Origin of the sequence: Plantactinospora sonchi, from assembly GCF_036422035.1 — a bacterium.
GTDB classification, from domain to species: domain Bacteria; phylum Actinomycetota; class Actinomycetes; order Mycobacteriales; family Micromonosporaceae; genus Plantactinospora; species Plantactinospora sonchi.
In genome coordinates this window covers 348,838-365,844 of the sequence record NZ_JAZGQK010000001.1, presented here as the reverse complement: position 1 = coordinate 365,844, position 17,007 = coordinate 348,838, and the positions used below count along the sequence as shown (strand labels likewise).

17 protein-coding genes are annotated in these 17,007 nt (G+C 71.8%); 10 read left to right on the top strand and 7 right to left on the bottom strand.

All coding sequences use genetic code 11. From position 1 onward, the window contains the following. Both V1633_RS01665 and V1633_RS01660 read left to right on the top strand, forming a co-directional pair. A complete protein-coding gene (locus V1633_RS01665; RefSeq protein WP_331212277.1) occupies positions 1-804 on the top strand; it encodes a hypothetical protein in 804 nt (267 codons plus the stop codon). A 115-nt stretch (positions 805-919) separates the two neighbouring features. Further along, the gene (locus V1633_RS01660) at positions 920-1,351 is read left to right on the top strand and encodes a hypothetical protein (protein WP_331212276.1); all 432 of its coding nucleotides are present in this window, start codon (positions 920-922) and stop codon (positions 1,349-1,351) included. Between the two features lie 97 nt (positions 1,352-1,448). On the opposite strand, the gene V1633_RS01655 is transcribed toward V1633_RS01660, so the two are convergent. Together V1633_RS01655 and V1633_RS01650 are read right to left on the bottom strand one after the other, a co-directional pair. Further along, positions 1,449-2,048, bottom strand: coding sequence for a GNAT family N-acetyltransferase (locus V1633_RS01655; RefSeq protein WP_331212275.1), 600 nt, complete (start codon positions 2,046-2,048; stop codon positions 1,449-1,451). Then, the gene (locus V1633_RS01650; RefSeq protein WP_331212274.1) at positions 2,020-3,012 is read right to left on the bottom strand and encodes an AraC family transcriptional regulator; all 993 of its coding nucleotides are present in this window, start codon (positions 3,010-3,012) and stop codon (positions 2,020-2,022) included. Before V1633_RS01650 ends, V1633_RS01655 begins: the two co-directional genes overlap by 29 nt. A gap of 88 nt (positions 3,013-3,100) precedes the next feature. On the opposite strand from V1633_RS01650, the gene V1633_RS01645 reads away from it, so the two are divergent. From V1633_RS01645 to V1633_RS01630, 4 genes are all read left to right on the top strand, one after another. Next, positions 3,101-4,024 carry an NADP-dependent oxidoreductase gene (locus tag V1633_RS01645; protein ID WP_331212273.1) on the top strand — a complete coding sequence of 308 codons (924 nt, stop codon included), beginning with the start codon at positions 3,101-3,103 and terminating at the stop codon, positions 4,022-4,024. A gap of 333 nt (positions 4,025-4,357) precedes the next feature. Further along, positions 4,358-6,325 carry a glycosyl hydrolase family 28-related protein gene (locus V1633_RS01640; RefSeq protein WP_331212414.1) on the top strand — a complete coding sequence of 656 codons (1,968 nt, stop codon included), beginning with the start codon at positions 4,358-4,360 and terminating at the stop codon, positions 6,323-6,325. Positions 6,326-6,404: 79 nt separating this feature from the next. Then, positions 6,405-6,800, top strand: coding sequence for a hypothetical protein (locus V1633_RS01635; protein WP_331212272.1), 396 nt, complete (start codon positions 6,405-6,407; stop codon positions 6,798-6,800). A gap of 17 nt (positions 6,801-6,817) precedes the next feature. Further along, complete coding sequence (locus V1633_RS01630) at positions 6,818-7,966, top strand: epoxide hydrolase family protein (protein WP_331212413.1); 1,149 nt, start codon at positions 6,818-6,820, stop codon at positions 7,964-7,966. Positions 7,967-8,031: 65 nt separating this feature from the next. Here V1633_RS01630 and V1633_RS01625 read toward each other — a convergent pair whose 3' ends face one another. The 4 genes from V1633_RS01625 to V1633_RS01610 form a co-directional block, all read right to left on the bottom strand. Further along, a complete protein-coding gene (locus V1633_RS01625; RefSeq protein WP_331212271.1) occupies positions 8,032-9,789 on the bottom strand; it encodes an ABC transporter ATP-binding protein in 1,758 nt (585 codons plus the stop codon). Then, on the bottom strand, positions 9,786-11,474 hold the full coding sequence (locus tag V1633_RS01620) for an ABC transporter ATP-binding protein (RefSeq protein WP_331212412.1): 1,689 nt from the start codon (positions 11,472-11,474) through the stop codon (positions 9,786-9,788). The genes V1633_RS01625 and V1633_RS01620 overlap by 4 nt, the downstream gene beginning before the upstream one ends. Before the next feature lie 171 nt (positions 11,475-11,645). Then, positions 11,646-12,071, bottom strand: coding sequence for an organic hydroperoxide resistance protein (locus tag V1633_RS01615; protein WP_331212270.1), 426 nt, complete (start codon positions 12,069-12,071; stop codon positions 11,646-11,648). A 6-nt stretch (positions 12,072-12,077) separates the two neighbouring features. Beyond that, the gene (locus tag V1633_RS01610; RefSeq protein WP_331212269.1) at positions 12,078-12,521 is read right to left on the bottom strand and encodes a MarR family winged helix-turn-helix transcriptional regulator; all 444 of its coding nucleotides are present in this window, start codon (positions 12,519-12,521) and stop codon (positions 12,078-12,080) included. Between the two features lie 106 nt (positions 12,522-12,627). On the opposite strand from V1633_RS01610, the gene V1633_RS01605 reads away from it, so the two are divergent. Then, on the top strand, positions 12,628-13,146 hold the full coding sequence (locus V1633_RS01605; protein ID WP_331212268.1) for an AAA family ATPase: 519 nt from the start codon (positions 12,628-12,630) through the stop codon (positions 13,144-13,146). A 28-nt stretch (positions 13,147-13,174) separates the two neighbouring features. On the opposite strand, the gene V1633_RS01600 is transcribed toward V1633_RS01605, so the two are convergent. Next, complete coding sequence (locus V1633_RS01600) at positions 13,175-13,960, bottom strand: hypothetical protein (protein ID WP_331212267.1); 786 nt, start codon at positions 13,958-13,960, stop codon at positions 13,175-13,177. A 230-nt stretch (positions 13,961-14,190) separates the two neighbouring features. Here V1633_RS01600 and V1633_RS01595 point away from each other — a divergent pair, with 230 nt between their 5' ends. The 3 genes from V1633_RS01595 (at position 14,191) to ddaH (ending at position 17,006) form a co-directional block, all read left to right on the top strand. After that, on the top strand, positions 14,191-14,925 hold the full coding sequence (locus V1633_RS01595; protein WP_331212266.1) for a cellulose binding domain-containing protein: 735 nt from the start codon (positions 14,191-14,193) through the stop codon (positions 14,923-14,925). A gap of 112 nt (positions 14,926-15,037) precedes the next feature. Then, positions 15,038-15,760: a thrombospondin gene (locus V1633_RS01590; RefSeq protein WP_331212265.1), complete on the top strand. Its 723-nt coding sequence runs from the start codon at positions 15,038-15,040 to the stop codon at positions 15,758-15,760. Positions 15,761-16,097: 337 nt separating this feature from the next. After that, positions 16,098-17,006, top strand: a complete 909-nt coding sequence (gene ddaH, locus V1633_RS01585; RefSeq protein WP_407951940.1) for a dimethylargininase — start codon at positions 16,098-16,100, stop codon at positions 17,004-17,006. Position 17,007 lies beyond the last annotated feature (1 nt).

The window sequence follows — 17,007 nt, the reverse complement described above, 5'->3', positions numbered from 1 at the left end:
ATGGGATTTTCGCCGACGACGATGTCAGAGCCCGAATTCCGGGAGAAGCTGACAAAAATGGGAGAATTGACCGACGGCATCAACAACAACAGTGCGAAACTGTTCAGAAACTGCCATCGTGCCGCAAGCATCCTGCCACCACCGCTGTCAAACAAAATCAACGATGCACTGGACAGGCTCGGGAAGCTGATCGAAAAGTTTTTTGAGGAACTCGCCAAGATTATCCTCAATCCGGGCTGGCCATTCGGACTGATGTCGGCGGGTGACGACTGGACCGAAAAGATCGGTGGTCCGGCCAGCAGAGATCTGGTACCCAAGCTCAACGAGGACCACGCCGAACGACGTATCGACAACAAATGGTCGGGCCCGGCAGCCGAAGCGTACGCCAAGATGCTGCCCACTCAGCAGAAGGCGCTTGAAACAATCAAGGCGACCACCGACGCGCTTGACAGCAACCTGCACAAGACCGCGTGGGGAATCTTCGGTCTCTGGGCCGGGGTCATCGTGGCGGTCGCCATGTACGTCTACGAACTGTCGGGCGAGGCAGCCGGCGCGGCCACTGGCTTCGCTGCGGCCTTGGCCGCTGCGGCCGCTGGCATGTCGACAATCAAGGTAACCACCCTCGTGACCGCTCTCAGCGTGGCCCTCCTTGCCTACATGAACAACATTTCGGACAGCATGACCACACTCAAGCAGACCTTGGCCGGGCTCCCCGAGTGGCCGAAATCAACCACGGCCGACTTCAACGACGGCAAGCACACCACCAAGGACCCGACGGACTGGCGAATCAGAACCAATGATTGAAGGTCACGGACCCACCTCGCACGGACGATCAGTCGCCGGGCACACTCGCCCACTGCCACCTGGCGGCGGACGCCGGCTACGCGGCCTCTATCTGGCCCTTCTCCTGGTCACCCTGGTGGCTCTCATCGTCGTTCTGCCGTTCATCTGGTACGCGACGATCGCTTCGATCGGCGACGACGACCTGCCACTGCTCGCCCTCGGCGCCCTGGTGGTGACCGCCTCCGCCGTCCTGCTGGTCACTGCCCTGATCGCTGGCCGCGTGGCCGTCCACGGCGACGCGGTCACCGTCAGCGCGGCCCGCACCTCGGCGAGGCTCGGCAAAGTAGGCGGATTGACCGGGTGGATCGGCGCCGGAGCAGTCCTGGTGCTCGCGGTCGTCCTGGCCCTGCGCGATGTCGATCTGGCGCTGGTGAAAGGCGTCCCGCTGGTGGCAGCGTCACTGATCCCGGCCGTGTTCAACGACAGAGCCCGACAAATAGCCGACACCGCAGCGGGCCGACTCGTCCGACGTCGCCCCTCCGGTCGAGCCCACACCTCGGAGGGCTGACCCAGGCCGAGGCGTACCACGCGCACGTGCCAGGGGCTGGGGCGTCTGCGTACCGGTCCGGTCGGCCTGCGGTCCGCCGCTCCGTCCGGGCCGCCGGTCAGAGGCGCAGCCCGAGGTAGGTGAGTGGGCCGGGGTCGGCGACGTCGATGACGTGGAACCCGAGCCGGTCGTAGAACGCCCGGGCGGCCCGGTTCTCGCTGATCATGCCAAGGTGGACACCGGGTACGCCGGCCCGACGCAGTGCCTCGGTGAAGGTCCCGATCAGCTTGCGCCCCCAGCCGGCCCGCTGGTGGTCGGGCAGCAGGTCGATGTGCAGGTGGGCCGGGTAGTCCACCAGGTCCGGCAGGATCATCCGTTCCGGGGTGTGCAGCAGGTACGCCATCACCTCGTCCGGGCTGCCCGGTTCCCCTTCCGGGGCCGGGTAGCGGTCGCCGACCCGGGGCAGCCACTCGGCCCGGAACCGCCGGACGAAGGTGGTCGTGTCGGCGGTGCCGAGCACGTAGCCGACCGCCCGCCCGTTGTCGTCCACCACGAACGCCAGCTCCGGCTCCAGCTCCGCGTACGGGTGGGCGAAGATGTTCGGCAGCACGCCCGGGTCGGCGTACGAGCCGGAGGCGTCCTGTCCGGCGTCGGCGGTACGGATGCAGATGTCGTGGACCGCGTCCCGGTCACCGGGTTGATAGGGGCGAATGTGCACCTGCGGACCCTACCTGCCCCGGCGCGGAGCGGCGGTACCTGCCGGGGGCGGTGCCGTAGCGCCGTTTGAAGGCGGTGCCGAAGGCGAACTCGGAGCGGTAGCCGACCCGGGCCGCGACGACGTTGAGCGGCACGTCGGATTCCCGGAGCAGCCGGGCGGCCAGCGTCATCCGCCACCACGTCAGGTACGTCAACGGCGGCTGCCCGAGCAGGGCGGCGAACCGGCGGGCGAACGGGGCCCGGGAGAGTCCCGCCTCGGCGGCCAGCGTCGCGACCGTCCAGGGCCGGGCCGGATCGGTGTGCATGGCCCGCAGCGCGGTGCCGGTCACCGGATCGCCCAGTGCCGCCGCCCAGCCGGTGCTGACCCCGGCGGCGACCTGCTCGTCGATCCAGGTGCGCAGCAGGTAGAGCAAGAGGGTGTCGAGCAGCGCGGGCACCAGCGCGTCGGTGCCGAGCCGGGGCCGGACCAGTTCGGCGGCGAGCAGGTCCACGGCGGCCCGCAACTCGGGGTTCCGCCCGAGGTGCGCGGGGAGGTGGACGAGGTCGGGCAGGTCGTCCAGCAACGGATGGGTACGACCGGGTTCCAGTTCGTACGCCCCGCACAGGGTGACCGTGGCCGGGGTGTCGTCGCCGGACACCGGGACACCGATGGTGTCGACGACGGCGGTACGGGCGGCGACGGCCGGGTCACGGGGATCGCAGGCCGGGGCGATCACCGGCGTCGACGGGCTGTCGGCGAGGGCGTGACCCCGCCCGTGCGGTTGGAACAGGACGTCCCCGACGGCCAACGGCACCGGGTCGACGTCCGGTCGGATGAGCCAGCACGGCCCGCGTAGGACCACCTGGAAGCCGGCGGCACCGGGCACCGGCGCGAACCGCTGCCCCCACGGCGCGTGCCAGGTGAGCAACGCCGACCGGGGCCGGCCGGTGCGCATCACCGCGATCACGTCGCTGAGCACGTCCATCCGGCAAGTATCTCCGGCAGGACGCCCACGTATGAAACAAGGATCTTCGCGCATGGTTCGTCTCCGGGTACCGCTCTAGGTTCGTGACATGAGAGCAGCGAGGATCCACCGGTACGGCGACGCCTCCGTGATCCGCCTCGACGACGTGCCGGTGCCGACACCCGGCCCGGACGAGGTGCTGATCAGGGTCGCGGCGACCTCGTTCAACCCGTCGGAGATCGGCCTGCGCCGTGGACTGTTGCGGGGTGTCTTCGCGCTCGACCTGCCGTACACGCTGGGTTGGGACGTGGCCGGCACGGTTGTCGAGGTCGGCCGGGACGTACGGACCCGGGCGGTCGGCGACCGGGTCGTCGGCCGGATCGACTCGGGCGGCGCCGCGGCCGAGTACGTGGCCGCCGATGCCAATTCGATCGTCCCGGCCCCGGAGACGGTGCCGTTGAGCCATGCCGCCGCGATGCCCATCGCCGGCGTCACCGCATGGCAGGCGGTGTACGAGCAGGCGGAGATCCGACCCGGGCAGCGGGTGCTGGTCAACGGTGCCGGTGGCGGGATCGGCGGGTACGCCGTGCAACTCGCCCGGCTGGCCGGCGGCCACGTCATCGCCACCGCCAGTCCGCGCAGTGCCACGATCGTGCGCGGACTCGGTGCCGACGAGGTCGTCGACTACACCGCCGGCACACTCGGCGAGGCGGTGACCGAGCCGGTCGACGTGCTGCTCAACCTCATCCCGGTCGGCGCGGAGCGGACGGCGGAACTGCTCGCCCTGGTCCGCCGGGACGGAGTGCTGGTCTCGGCCACGGCCTTGGCGGGGGCACCCGGGGAGTCCCCCGTCAGGGCGCTGCACTTTGTCGTCCGCAACGACCCGGAGCAGCTCTCCGCGCTGGTGAAGCTCGTCGACGCCGGCGAACTCCGGCTCGACATCGCCGCGTCCCGCCCGCTCGCCGAGTTGGCCGAGGTGCACAGGGACGCGGAGTCGGGCCGGACCCGGGGCAAAACGATCCTCGTCCCGTGACGGCACCCACCTCCCCCGGTTTGCCGGGAAAGGTGGGCTCCCAGGACCCGTGCGCCGCAAGTTTCGCACCATTCGGTGTCTGGAGTGGAACAACTGAGTGAAATAACATGACCGGCACTCACCGATGGCGTCGTCACCCACCCCCGACGAGAGACGAGTCACGCGATGTCCCAGCAGATCAGTGCAGTGCCGACAGTCGATGCGGTACCGAGCGCCCGCGCGGTGCCGAGAGTCCGTGCGGTGCCGAGAGTCCGTGCGGTGCCGGCCGGACGAACCGGCCGGGTCGTCCGGCGGTCCGGGCGGATCGCCCTGGCCGGCGTACTGGCGATCGGCGTGACGGCCGGCGCCGCCACCGTCCCCGCCCAGGCCGGAACGAAGAACCGGCCGGCGCCGGTGGTGACCCGGGCCGGGCTCGACCCCGCACTGGTCGCCGGTCGCGGAGCCATAGTGGACTTCCTGGAACAGGAGGCGGAGAACGCCCGCACCACCGGCACCGTGATCGGGCCGGACCGGACGGCGTACACGCTGCCGGCGGAGGCGTCCGGCCGGCGGGCGGTCAAGCTGCTCCCCGGCCAGCACGTCGAGTTCACCCTGCCGAAGGCGGCGAACGCGATCACCGTGCGCTACAGCATCCCGGACGCGCCGAACGGGGGTGGGATCACCGCGCCGCTGGACGTGACGGTGAACGGCAAGGCCCGGAAGACCATGACGCTCACCTCCGAGTACGCCTGGCTCTACAACCAGTACCCGTTCACCAACGACCCGAACGCCGACCTGCTGCACCCGGACTGGTGGATCACCGAGTGCGGCTGTGTCCCGGCGGCCACCACGCCGTTCCCGGTGATCAGCAAGCCGTTCCGGCCGATGCACTTCTACGACGAGCAACGACTGCTGCTCGGGAGGACGTACCGGGCCGGCGACACCGTACGGCTGACCGCGCCGGCCCGTAGCAACGCCGCCTGGACCGTCATCGACCTGCTCGACTCACAGCTCGTCGCCCCGCCGAAGGTACGACTGCTCGCCGCGAACGTACTCGCGTTCGGCGCCGATCCGAGCGGGCGGCGGGACTCCGCCGACGCGTTCGACCGGGCGATCGCCTTCGCCCAGCGCACCCGGCTCACGGTGTACGTCCCGCCGGGGACGTACCAGGTGAACCGACACATCATCGTCGACAACGTGACGATCGAGGGCGCCGGCAACTGGTACACGATCATCAAGGGGCGCGAGGTGGCGCTCGACGAGCCGGCCCCGGACGGCTCGGTGCACACCGGGGTCGGCTTCTACGGCCGGGACGCCTCGGACGGCGGCAGCCGCAACGTGCACCTCGCCGACTTCGCCGTCGAGGGCGACGTACGGGAGCGGATCGACACCGACCAGGTGAACGGCATCGGTGGGGCGATGAGCGACTCCACCATCAGCCGCCTGCACATCCGGCACACCAAGGTCGGCATCTGGTTCGACGGCCCGATGGACAACGTACGGGTCACCGACAACGTGATCGTCGACCAGATCGCCGACGCGTTGAACTTCCACACCGGGGTCACCAACTCGGTGGTGTCGAACAACGTCATCCGCAACACCGGCGACGACGCGCTCGCCATGTGGTCGGAGAGGACCGCGAACGCCGGCAACACGTTCAGCCGCAACACGATCCAGTCGCCGACCCTGGCCAACGGCATCGCCATCTACGGCGGCACCGACAACACGGTGTCGCACAACCTCGTCGCCGACCCGGTCCGGGAGGGCAGCGGGCTGCACGCCGGGGCCCGGTTCGGTGCCGAGCCGTTCACCGGCACGCTGCGGTTCACCGACAACACCGTGGTCCGCGCCGGGACGTACGAGCTGAACTGGAACATCGGGCTCGGCGCGATCTGGCTCTACGCGCTGGACCGGAGCATCGACGCGGACGTCCGGGTCACCGGTGACCACTACCTGGACAGTACGTACAACGCGATCATGCTGGTCAGCGAGTGGTCGGTGAAGGACCTCTGGTCGATCAACGGCGTGCACTTCAAGGACGTCCGGGTCGACGGGACCGGCACCTCGGTGGTGAGTGGGCGGGTGGCCGGATCCGCCTCCTTCGAGAACGTGGACGCCCGGAACGTCGGTGCGGTAGGGGTGAACAACTGCGGCTCGTTCAACTTCCCGCCCACCGGCTCGGAGTTCACCGTCGTCGACCGGGGCGGCAACGACGGCGGCGGCGCCGGCGGGCCCTGGCTGGCGCCGTGGCTGCTGCCGAACACCATCACCTGCGACGACCGTCCGCCGGTGGTGGCGCCACCGGCGCCGGCGCCGTGGTGACCGTTCGCTGAGCGCGAATACCCCGGCTCTTCCGTCAGGTTGGCTTGACGTCAAGTCAGCCTGACGGAAGGCTGGGGGCATGGCGAGCACACCTGACGAACTCGAACGACAACACACCCTGCTCACCGCCGCGGCCCGGTTCGACCAGCTCCGGATGCGGGACGCCCTGGCCCCGGCTGACCAGGATCCCGACAGCCACGACCCCGACCAGCCGCCGCTCAGCCGGGACGAGGCGCTGGAGCTGCTCGCCCTCGGCGAGGTGCTGATCCGCAAGGCCGCCTACGGCCGGCAACTCGCCGTCCGGACCGCCCGGGCCACCGGCGCGTCCTGGACCCAGGTCGGCGCCGCGCTCGCGACCAGCAAACAGTCGGCGTGGGAGACCCACCACCGGTGGCTCGTCGAGCAGGAACTGGCCGTCGACGCGGAGATGACCGCCGACAGGGAGCTGCCCGTCGACGCGGAGCGGCCGTCATGACGACGGCGCCGCCGCACCTGCGGCCGTTCCGGCTCGACGTACCCGAAGCCGACCTGGTCGACCTGCGACGTCGGCTCGCCGCCACCCGGTGGCCCGCCGAGCTGCCGGACCGGCCGTGGCGGCGCGGCGTGCCGCTGGCGTACCTGAAGGAACTGGCCGACCACTGGCACACCGGGTACGACTGGCGGCGCCACGAGGCGCGACTCAACAGCCTCCCCCAGTTCACCGCCACGATCGACGGTACGGACATCCACCTGCTGCACGTCCGCTCCCCGGAACCGGACGCGCTGCCGCTGGTGGTCACCCACGGCTGGCCCGGCTCCGTGGTCGAGTTCCTCGACGTGATCGGGCCGCTCACCGACCCACGCCGGCACGGCGGCGACCCGGCCGACGCGTTCCACCTGGTCGTACCGAGCCTCCCCGGGTTCGGGTTCTCCGGGCCACTGGACGGGACCGGTTGGGACGTACCCCGGATCGCCCGGGCCTGGGCCGCGCTGATGCGACGTCTCGGCCACCGGCGGTACGGCGTGCAGGGCGGCGACTGGGGCCACGCGGTCAGCCGGGAACTCGGCATCCTCGACCCGGAGCACGTGCTCGGCGTACACCTCAACACGCTGCTCACCCTCCCGCCCGACGATCCGGCCGAGGCCGCCGCGCTCACCGACGCCGAGCGGGCCCGGCTGGCCCGGGTCGCCGACGCGCTCCCGGAGATGTCCGGATACGCCGCGCTCCAGTCGACCCGGCCACAGACCCTGGCGTACGCCCTGACCGACTCGCCGGTCGGGCAACTCGCCTGGATCGCGGAGAAGTTTCTGGAGTGGACGGACTCGACCGACGCCCCCGAGGAGGCCGTCGACCGCGACCTGTTGCTCACGAACGTGATGTTCTACTGGCTGACCGGCACGGCCGGCTCCTCGGCGAACCTCTACTACGAACACGCCCATCCGGCCGGGCCCCCGGTCCCGCCGCGCAGGTTGACCGTGCCGACCGGGGTCGCGGTCTTCGGCGGAGACGTCGCCGCCCCGGTACGCCGGCTCGCCGAACGCGACAACCACATCGTGCACTGGTCGGAGTTCGACCGTGGCGGGCACTTCGCGGCGATGGAGGAGCCGGACCTGTTCGTCACCGACGTACGGGCCTTCTTCCGCGGCCTCCGCGACGGCTGACCGTCCAGCTGTCAGGAGGGGCCCTTCCACAACCGGAAGCGATAACAGGGGCCCTTCCTTACACGTCAGCCGTGCCAGGAGCGCCAGAGGGCGGCGTACGCGCCGTCGGCGGCGAGCAGTTCGTCGTGGCTGCCGAGTTCGGTGACCCGGCCGTCGTCCAGCACCGCCACCCGGTCCGCGTCGTGCGCGGTGTTGAGCCGGTGCGCGATCGCGATCACGGTACGACCGGCCAGCACCGCACCGAGCGCCCGCTCGGTACGCCGGGCCGTGGTCGGGTCGAGCGCGGCGGTCGCCTCGTCGAGGATCACGGTGTGCGGGTCGGCGAGGACGATCCGGGCCAACGCGAGCTGCTGGGCGTCGGCCGGGTTCAGGTCCCGGGCCCCGTCCCCGAGTTCGGTGTCGAGGCCGTCGGGCAGGTCGGCGTACCAGTCGGCGCCGACCGCGACCAGGGCGGACCGCATCTGCTCGTCGGTGGACTCCGGGGCGGCGAAGGCGAGATTGTCGCGGAGCGTGCCGATGAAAACGTGGTGCTCCTGGGTGACCAGGGCGATCTCCCGACGTCGCTGCGCCGGGTCAAGGTCGGTGACCGGGCAGCCGCCGAGCAGCACCTCGCCGGTGCGGGGCCGGTCGATGCCGGCGATCAGCCGGGCCAGGGTCGACTTGCCGGCACCCGACGGGCCGACGACGGCGAGCCGCTCACCGGGGCGGATCTCCAGGTTGATGCCGTGCAGCACGTCCGGGCCGTCGGCGTACCCGAAGCGGGCATCCCGGACCACCAGCCGCTGGTCGACCGGTACGACGACACCGCCGCGCGGCTCCGGCGGCACCTGGCCGACGCCGAGCACCCGGGCGAACGAGGCGACCCCGCGCTGGGTCTGCTCCATCCACTGCAGCAGGGCGTCCAGTGGACCGATCGCCTGTTGCAGGTAGAGCGCGGCGGCGACCACCTCGCCGAGGCTGACCGTGCCCCGGTCCAGGAAGAGGCCGCCGACGAGCAGCACCACGGCGACCGGTAGCGCGTAGCTCGCCTCCACCACCGGGAAGAAGACCGACCGCAGCCGGAGCGTGGCCCGGCGGGCCGCCCAGAGCCGGGCGATCCGCTCGGTGCCGTAGTGGATCCGCTGGTCGGTGAGGCGGAAACCCTCGATGGTCCGGGCTCCCTCGGCGGTGGTGGTCAGCGTCTCGGTCAGTTCCGCCATCGCCGCTCCCTCGACGAGGTACGCGTCCCGGGCCCGGCGCAGGTAGAAGCGGACCGCCAGGTAGATCGTCGGCAGCCCGACCAGCGCGACCACACCGAAGATCGGGTGCAGCAGGCACACCGCCCCGAAGAGCAGCAGCAGTTGCGCCGAGGAGATCACCACCACCGGCAGTGCGTCCCGGACCATCGTGCCGACCATGTTCACGTCGACCGAGCTGCGGGTGGCGAGGTCACCGGTGCCGGCCCGTTCGACCACGGAGACGGGCAGCCCGAGGGTACGCCGGACGAACTCCTCGCGCAGCCGGGCGACGGCCCGCTCGCCGAACCGGTAGCCGACGTACTGGGCGTACCGGTTCAGCAGGCCCTGGGCCAGCACGCAGCCGACGATGGCCACGGCCAGTCGGTCGACCGCGCCGATCCCGGCTCCGGCGGTGACCTTGTCGACGATCATGCCGAGCAGCCACGGCGAGGCCAGCCCGGCGATCGCGGCTGCGGCGTGCAGCACCAGCATGACGAGGATCGCGCGGCGGTCCCCGCGGAGCAGGTCCACCGCGGCCCGACGTACCGCGGTGTTCCCGGCCACCGGCAGCCGGGACGGTTCGGTCGTCGTCGGCCCGGCCGTCACCGCAGCACCTCCCCGACACCGCGCTGGTCACCGATGCTGTGGTATCCGGCGGCACCGCCGGCGAACTGTGCCTCCACGTCGCGGGCGACCAGCGCCCGGTAGCCCGGTTCCCGGTCCAGCAGTTCGGCGTGCGTGCCGGTGGCGACGATCCGGCCGTCGGCCAGGTACGCCACCGTGTCGGCGTGACCGAGCAGCAGCGGCGAGGTGCCGAGCAGCAGTGTGGTGCGTCCGTCCCGGGCGCCACGCAGCCGTTCGGCGATCCGCGCCTCGGTGTGCGCGTCCACCGCCGACGTCGGGTCGATCAGGATCAGCACCTCCGGCTCGGCCAGCAGGGCGCGGGCGAGGCGTACCCGCTGCCGTTGCCCACCGGAGAGTCGCCGGGCCCGGGTGTCGAGTGCGGTGTCGAGCCCGGCCGGCAGCGCGTCGACGACGTCGTCGGCCGAGGCGACGCGCACCGCGTCGTGGAGTCGACGGTCGTCCCGGTCGGCCCGGATCCGCAGGACCTCCCGCAGGGTGCCGGCGAAGAGGTACGAGTCGTGGTCGGCGACGAGGATCCGGGAGCGGACCTGGTCCAGTGGCATCCCGGTGAGCCGACGGCCGCCCCAGGTCGCCTCGCTGACGACGTACCGGCCGAGCCGGTCGGCCAACGCGGCCGCCTCGGCCGGGTCGTCGGCGGCGACGGCGAGCAACTGTCCGGGCCGGACGGTCAGGCCGGTGGCCGGGTCGTACAGCTCGGCGGGCCGGTCGGGCGTCGGGACCGGTTCCGCGTCCGGGTCGCGGACCTCGTCCGGGGCGAGGGTGAGCAGGGCCACGATCCGGCGGGCGGCGACCCTGCCCTTGATGAACTGGTAGCCGGCGTCGAGCAGGAACCAGACCGGCACGACCAGGACGGCGACGTATCCGTAGACGGCGACCATCTGGCCGACGGTGATGTCGCCGTCGGCGGCCATCCGCGCGGCGAGCCAGACCACGACGGCGAGGAAGAGCCCGGGCAGCGCACCGGTCAACGCGCGGATCCAACTGTTGACGGCGCCGACCCGGTAGCCCTCGGTGAGCAGTTCCTGCGACCGGTCGGCGTAGCGGCGGGCGAAGAGGCCACGTCCGCCGACCCCGGCGAGCACCCGCAGCCCGGCGACGATGTCCCCGGCCCGGGCGGTGAGCAGGCCCTGCCGGTGCCGGTAGACCGTCTCGACCCGGTCCAGCCGACGCAGCATCGGGCCCATCACGACGGCGATCAGGGGTACGCCGAGCAGGATGCAGAGCGCCAGCGTCGGCGAGATCGCCCAGAGCATCACCGCGACGATCGCGTACGCGACCACCGCGCCGACCCCGGGACCGGTCATGGTCAGCACGTGGGAGGTGTTGCCGATGTCGGAGCCGCCGACGGTGGCCACCTCACCGGCGGCGAGTTTGCGGGAGAGCACCGCGCCGGCCCGGGAGAGCTGCCGCAGCAGGACGGCCGCCGAACGGGCGGTGGCGTCCTCCCGGATGAAGGTCATCGTGCGGTGCCGCAGGATGCCGACCCAGGCCTGGGCGAGGCCGGCGACGACGATCGCGGCCACCCAGAGCAGCAGGGCGTGCTGGTCGCGGGCGCGCAGCCCGTCGTCCACGGCCTTCGCGATCAGGTACGGCCGCAGCGCCAGCCCGGTCATCCAGAGTGTGCCGAGCAGGCTGCCGCGCAGGATCCGGACCGGCTGGCTACGGACCAGCCACCAGATGTACCGCAGTGGTCCCCGGGTGTCCGGCGTTCCTGGCTCGGGATGTGGGAGCTGCGGCGGCACCCGCCCAGGCTACCCAGCGGGCGCGAGCGTTCCGACCGGTTTAGGACGGACCGCCCGCTGCCCGCTCGGGTCCGGTCAGTCGGTTCCGCGCACCTGCAGCGTCACGTCGACGTTGCCCCGGGTCGCGTTGGAGTACGGGCAGACCTGGTGCGCCTGTTCCACCAGCCGCTGGGCGGTCTCCCGGTCGACGCCGGGGAGTTCGACGGTGAGCGCCACGGCCAGGCCGTAGCCGACGGTGTCGAGTTTGCCGATGCCCACGGCGGCCTCGATCGCGGCCTCGGTGATGTCGACCTTCTCCTGTCGGGCGACGCCGCGCAGCGCGGAGTGGAAACAGGCCGCGTAGCCGGCGGCGAAGAGCTGCTCCGGGTTGGTCGCCCCGCCCGGGCCGCCCATCTCCTTCGGCGGGGCGAGGTCGAGGTCGAGCAGACCGTCGGAACTGGCCACGTGTCCGGCGCGGCCCTCGCCGGTCGACCGGGCGTGTGCGGTGTAGAGCACCTGCATGGTTCCTCACTCCTTCTGCTGTCGCACCGACCGGATGATCCGGTCGAGGGTGTCGCGGAGGTTGGTCAGTTCGGCCTCGGAGAGGCCGGTGGCCCCGGCCACCCGGTGGGGTACGTCGGTGACCCGGTCCCGGAGCCCGCGCCCGGCCCCGGTGAGTGCGATCTCGACGGAACGTTCGTCGCGGGCGGCGCGGCGACGGGTCAGCAACCCGGCCCGTTCCAGTCGTTTCAGCAGCGGCGAGAGGGTGCCGGAGTCGAGTTGGAGACACTCGCCGATCCGCTTGACCGTCTGCGGCCGGTCGGGCTCCTCCCAGAGCACCAGCAGCACCAGGTACTGCGGATAGGTCAGCCCGAACTCGTCCAGGATCGGCCGGTAGAGGTCGGTGAGGGCCCGGGAGGCCGCGTAGAGCGGGAAGCACACCTGCCGCCCCAGAGCCAGTACGTCACCCACCGGCAGAACGGTAGCCCACGATTGAGTTGTGCACAACCAAATCCGCGATGCCGCCGCTGTGAGCCGCGTCGCGACGCACACCCGGCGCCTGTGGCACCATTCGGCGGTGGTCGATCGCCTGGTGCTGGTCAACGGACTCCCGGGCGCGGGCAAGACCACCCTCGCGACGGCACTGGCCCCGGCGCTGGCGGCGCCGCTGATCGCCAAGGACACGATCAAGGAGGCGGTCGCGGACGCCCTCGGCACCGTTCCGAGGCACGCGCTCGGTGCCGCCGCCGCGGAGATGATGTGGTCGCTGGCGGCGGCCGTACCCGGCCCGGTGATCCTGGAATCGTGGTGGTTCACCCCACGGGACCTGCCGTTCGTCGAGGCCGGCCTGGACCGCTGCGGTCGGCCGCACACCGTCGAGGTCTGGTGCGACGTGCCGGCCCGGGTCGCCCGGGACCGGTACGCGGCCCGGCGGCGTCACCCGGTCCACGACGACCCGCGGCAGCTCACCGACTCCTGGCTCCGGTGGGCCGCCGGGGCGACGCCCCTCGGTGTCGGTCACACCGTTGCCGTCGACACGACCCGGCCGGTCGACGTGTCCGCCCTCGTCGCCCGGATCAGGGAAGGGCCGGGGTGACCCCGGCATCCACAGGGGACGCGGAAGCCTAGGGCTGGCCGCCGCCGGACTGGATCCGGTTGATCAGGTCGTGCAGTGGCTTGGTGCCGCTGCCGACCATGATCCCGGTGACGATGCCGTCGATCCAGACCGGCAGCCCCTCCCACTCCGGGCCGGCGATCGCGTGCAGCACGTAGAAGCCACCGGCGGTGGAGGCGATCGTCGCGACGGCGGTGGCGATCGCCCAGGCGACGATGGTCCGGTTGCCCCGGGCCCGGTCCGCCCGCTCCCGGAGCTGACCGAGGCTCGCCTGTTCCGCCGCGCTCGCCGGCCGGGTCGCCAGTTCGGTGGTCAGGCGTTGGAGCGCCGCCTCCGCTCCCCGCCCAGGCAGCCAGCGGGAGAAGGGTTCCAGGATCCGCTCGACCGCGGCGGCGAAGACGATCAGTACGCCGAAGACGGCGACGGTGTCCGGTGGCTGCATGACCTTGGCGGTGCCGCCGCTGGCCCAGAGGCTCCACGAGACGAAGCCCGCGCCGCCGATCAACACGAACGCGGCCACCACGGCGCCGAAGCTCGCGTGTGTGGACGTCGGCGCGCCCGCCGGATCGGCGCCATCGGCGGCCGGGCCACCCGTACCGCCGGCGGCGGTGTCGGGAGTGGGGGCGGTTCCGGCCGGCCGGGTCACGGTCGCCGAGGCGACCTCGGGGCCGGCTGTCCGGGCCATCGCGCCCGGATCGGCGAACGCGGCCGGCGGGTTCGCGGACGCGACCCGACCGACGGCGTCGCCGACGATCTGGCCAGCCTGACCGAAGAGGTTTCCTCGTTCCAGCGCCATGGCTCCCCCTTGGCCTAACTACCCGCCGAACTGCCGTGCGGAAGGCTACGCGCCGACGGTTCGGGGCAATCGTCCGGGTGGTCCATGCCGGGGCGCCCGTTGGCCGCCTTCCGGTCCACCTTCCAAGATGGAAGGCTGTCGATGTATTCGTGGGCAGGCCACCCGGGTCACGCCGTCGACGGGGCCCGGGCGGCAGCGCCCGTACCCCGTTCCGGCCGGAAAGGACCCTGATGGTCACCATCCCCGTACGCCGTCTGTCCACCATGCTCGGCGCGGCCGTGCTGGTCGCCGCCGCCCTGGTCGGACCCGCCGCGCCCGCGCGGGCAGCGGTCGCCTGCGCGGTCACCTACACCGCCAACTCCTGGAGCACCGGTTTCTCCGCCACCGTACGGCTGACGAACCTCGGCGACGAGTGGGCCGGCTACACGGTCCAGTTCACCTTCACCGGCGGCCAGCAGGTCACCAACCTCTGGAACCACAGCTACAGCCAGAGCGGCGCGGAGGTGACCGCGCGGAGTGCGAGCTGGTCGCCTCCGGTCCGGACCGGTGAGTCGGTCTGGCTCGGTTTCCAGGGCAGCCACGCCGGCGCCAACCCGGCACCGACCAACTGGCGGGTCAACGGGGTGGCCTGCGCGGTGACCGGTGAACCTCCGGAGGTCGTCGCCGAGCCGACCGCCGTCTCGGTGCCGGAGGGCACCAGCCGCTCGTTCACCGTACGACTCAGCCACCCGCCGGCCGGACAGGTCACCCTCCAGATGGGCGTCCGGGGCACCGGGATCTGGGCCGGTCCGCCGATGCTGCTGGTCTTCACCCCGACGAACTGGAGCACGCCGCAGGGGTACGGGGTGATGAACGCGCAGGACGACGACGATGTGGACGACGTCGCCGTCTTCACGCTCTCCGTCCCCGGCTACACCCCGGACACCGTCACCTTCACCCAACTCGACGACGATCGGGTCCGCTGACCCCGGCCTGTCGGTTCGCGAGGTGTGGCTGACCGCACATCGGGGTACACCAATCGAAAAATTCCCGCGTAGGCGCACGGACGAGGCCCACGCACATTTTCGGAGGTGGGTTGTGGTCAGAATTCCATCACTCTCGCGCGGCAACGCGACCGCACGCGACGAGAACCGCGACGGTCGGATCGACGCGCACGACGCACGCACGGGCGTGGACGGCACCCCGGCCACCGGCACCGTCGACGGGGACACCCGCACCGACACGCCGACGACCACGCGGGTCGACGGGGACACCCGGACGGGGGACGCGGACGGCCGTACCGGAACCGTCGACCGTGGTCGGGACGGCGCCGCCGGGCTGACCCCGGGGCGGGCGCGTGGCGCGGTCGTGGAGCGGGACCGCGGCACCCCGCCGGCACCCCCGGCGACGGAGACCGAGCGCCGGGCGGACCGGGACGGGGCCGAGGGTACGACCGAGGCGCGGCGCCAGCCCGAGGTCGTCGCACCGGCCGGTCCCCGTCCCCGGGCCAGCATCTTCGCGACGCTCAGCCTGATCGTCGGGGTGGCCGCCGCCGGCTTCGTGCTCACCGGCACCCTCGCCGGGTACGGCATCGCGCTGGGCGGCATCGCGTTGCTGCTGGCGATCGGCGGGATCTCGGCGACCGCCCGCCGGCACGTCGCCGGCCGGTCGGACGCGCTGATCGGGCTCATCCTCGGCCTCGGCGCCATCGTGGCCGGCGTGCTCGCCATGACCGGTGACCTGGGCTGGCCCAGCACCGACGGCGACACCGTGCAGCGGTTCCGCGAGTGGCTTGATTCACAGTTTGTCGACCGGTTCTGACGGGCAGATATGACCGCGGAGCGGTGGTTCACCGCTCTGGCCCCGCCGGCCGGTGGTGGTGCACCACCCGAGCGAACATGTTCCGGGGGCGGCAGTGATGCCGCCCCCGAAGTGTGTCCGGGGTCCGGTGCCGGGCGCACCCGGCGGCAGGGCCGCGACGTCGGCACGCGCTGGGTTAACGATCAGGGTCTTGTTCCCCCTGGAGACGCAACGATCAGCCGTGTCACGCAACTTCCACCGGTGGTTCCTGCCGCTCGACCCCGCATAACGTGGGAGTCGGCGCCAGCCCGCGAGCCGTACCGAGGCTGGGCGCGCCCGAATCCCCTGGAGCAGGACCATGACGTTGCCCGCCACCCCTCGACCGGGCCGCGAGAACGCGACCCCTCGACCGGGTCATGACCCCGAGCGGCTGCCCGGTGGACGTGTCCCCGTCGCCCCGGCCCGGCGGCGCTATCTGATGTGCCGCCCGACGTACTTCGCCGTCGAGTACACGATCAATCCGTGGATGGACCCGGCCGCGCCGGTCGACGCCGCGCTGGCCGTCCGGCAGTGGGAGACACTCCGGCGGACGTACCTCGAACTCGGGCACACGGTGGAGGAGATCGAACCGCTGCCGGGTCTGCCTGACATGGTCTTCGCCGCGAACGGCGCGACCGTCGTCGACGGTCGGGCGCTCGCCGTGCAGTTCCGCGACCCGGAGCGGGCCGACGAGGCCCCGGCGTACGCGGCCTGGCTCGACCGGGCCGGTTTCGAGGTGTCCGAGGCCAAGCACGTCAACGAGGGCGAGGGCGACATCCTGGTCGTCGGTGACCTGCTGCTCGCCGGGACCGGGTTCCGGACCAGTCAGGCGGCCCACGGCGAGGTGCAGGAACTCTTCGGCCGTCCGGTGATCACGTTGCGCCTGGTCGACCCGCGCTTCTACCACCTGGACACCGCGCTGTGCGTGCTCGACGACCGGACCGTGGCGTACCTGCCGGAGGCCTTCTCCCCCGGCAGCCGGGCGGTGCTGCGGCAGCTCTTCCCGGACGCGGTGCTGGCCACCGCCGCCGACGCCGAGGTGCTCGGCCTGAACGCGGTGAGCGACGGCCGGCACGTTGTCCTTCCGGCCCAGGCCACCGGACTGTCGGCGGCGCTCCGCGACCGGGGATACGACACAATTGGTATTGATTTGTCCGAGCTGCGCAAGGCCGGCGGCGGACCGAAGTGCTGCACCCTGGTGCTGCGGGAACGAGAGGCAGACAAGTGAC

Bases quoted from the DNA above. Each gene is read 5' to 3' on its own strand.
- ddaH (WP_407951940.1), top strand. From the start codon at position 16,098: ATGACGTTGCCCGCCACCCCTCGACCGGGCCGCGAGAACGCGACCCCT.
- V1633_RS01635 (WP_331212272.1), top strand. From the start codon at position 6,405: ATGGCGAGCACACCTGACGAACTCGAACGACAACACACCCTGCTCACC.
- V1633_RS01665 (WP_331212277.1), top strand. From the start codon at position 1: ATGGGATTTTCGCCGACGACGATGTCAGAGCCCGAATTCCGGGAGAAG.
- V1633_RS01600 (WP_331212267.1), bottom strand. From the start codon at position 13,960: ATGGCGCTGGAACGAGGAAACCTCTTCGGTCAGGCTGGCCAGATCGTC.
- V1633_RS01650 (WP_331212274.1), bottom strand. From the start codon at position 3,012: ATGGACGTGCTCAGCGACGTGATCGCGGTGATGCGCACCGGCCGGCCC.
- V1633_RS01595 (WP_331212266.1), top strand. From the start codon at position 14,191: ATGGTCACCATCCCCGTACGCCGTCTGTCCACCATGCTCGGCGCGGCC.
- V1633_RS01645 (WP_331212273.1), top strand. From the start codon at position 3,101: ATGAGAGCAGCGAGGATCCACCGGTACGGCGACGCCTCCGTGATCCGC.
- V1633_RS01615 (WP_331212270.1), bottom strand. From the start codon at position 12,071: ATGCAGGTGCTCTACACCGCACACGCCCGGTCGACCGGCGAGGGCCGC.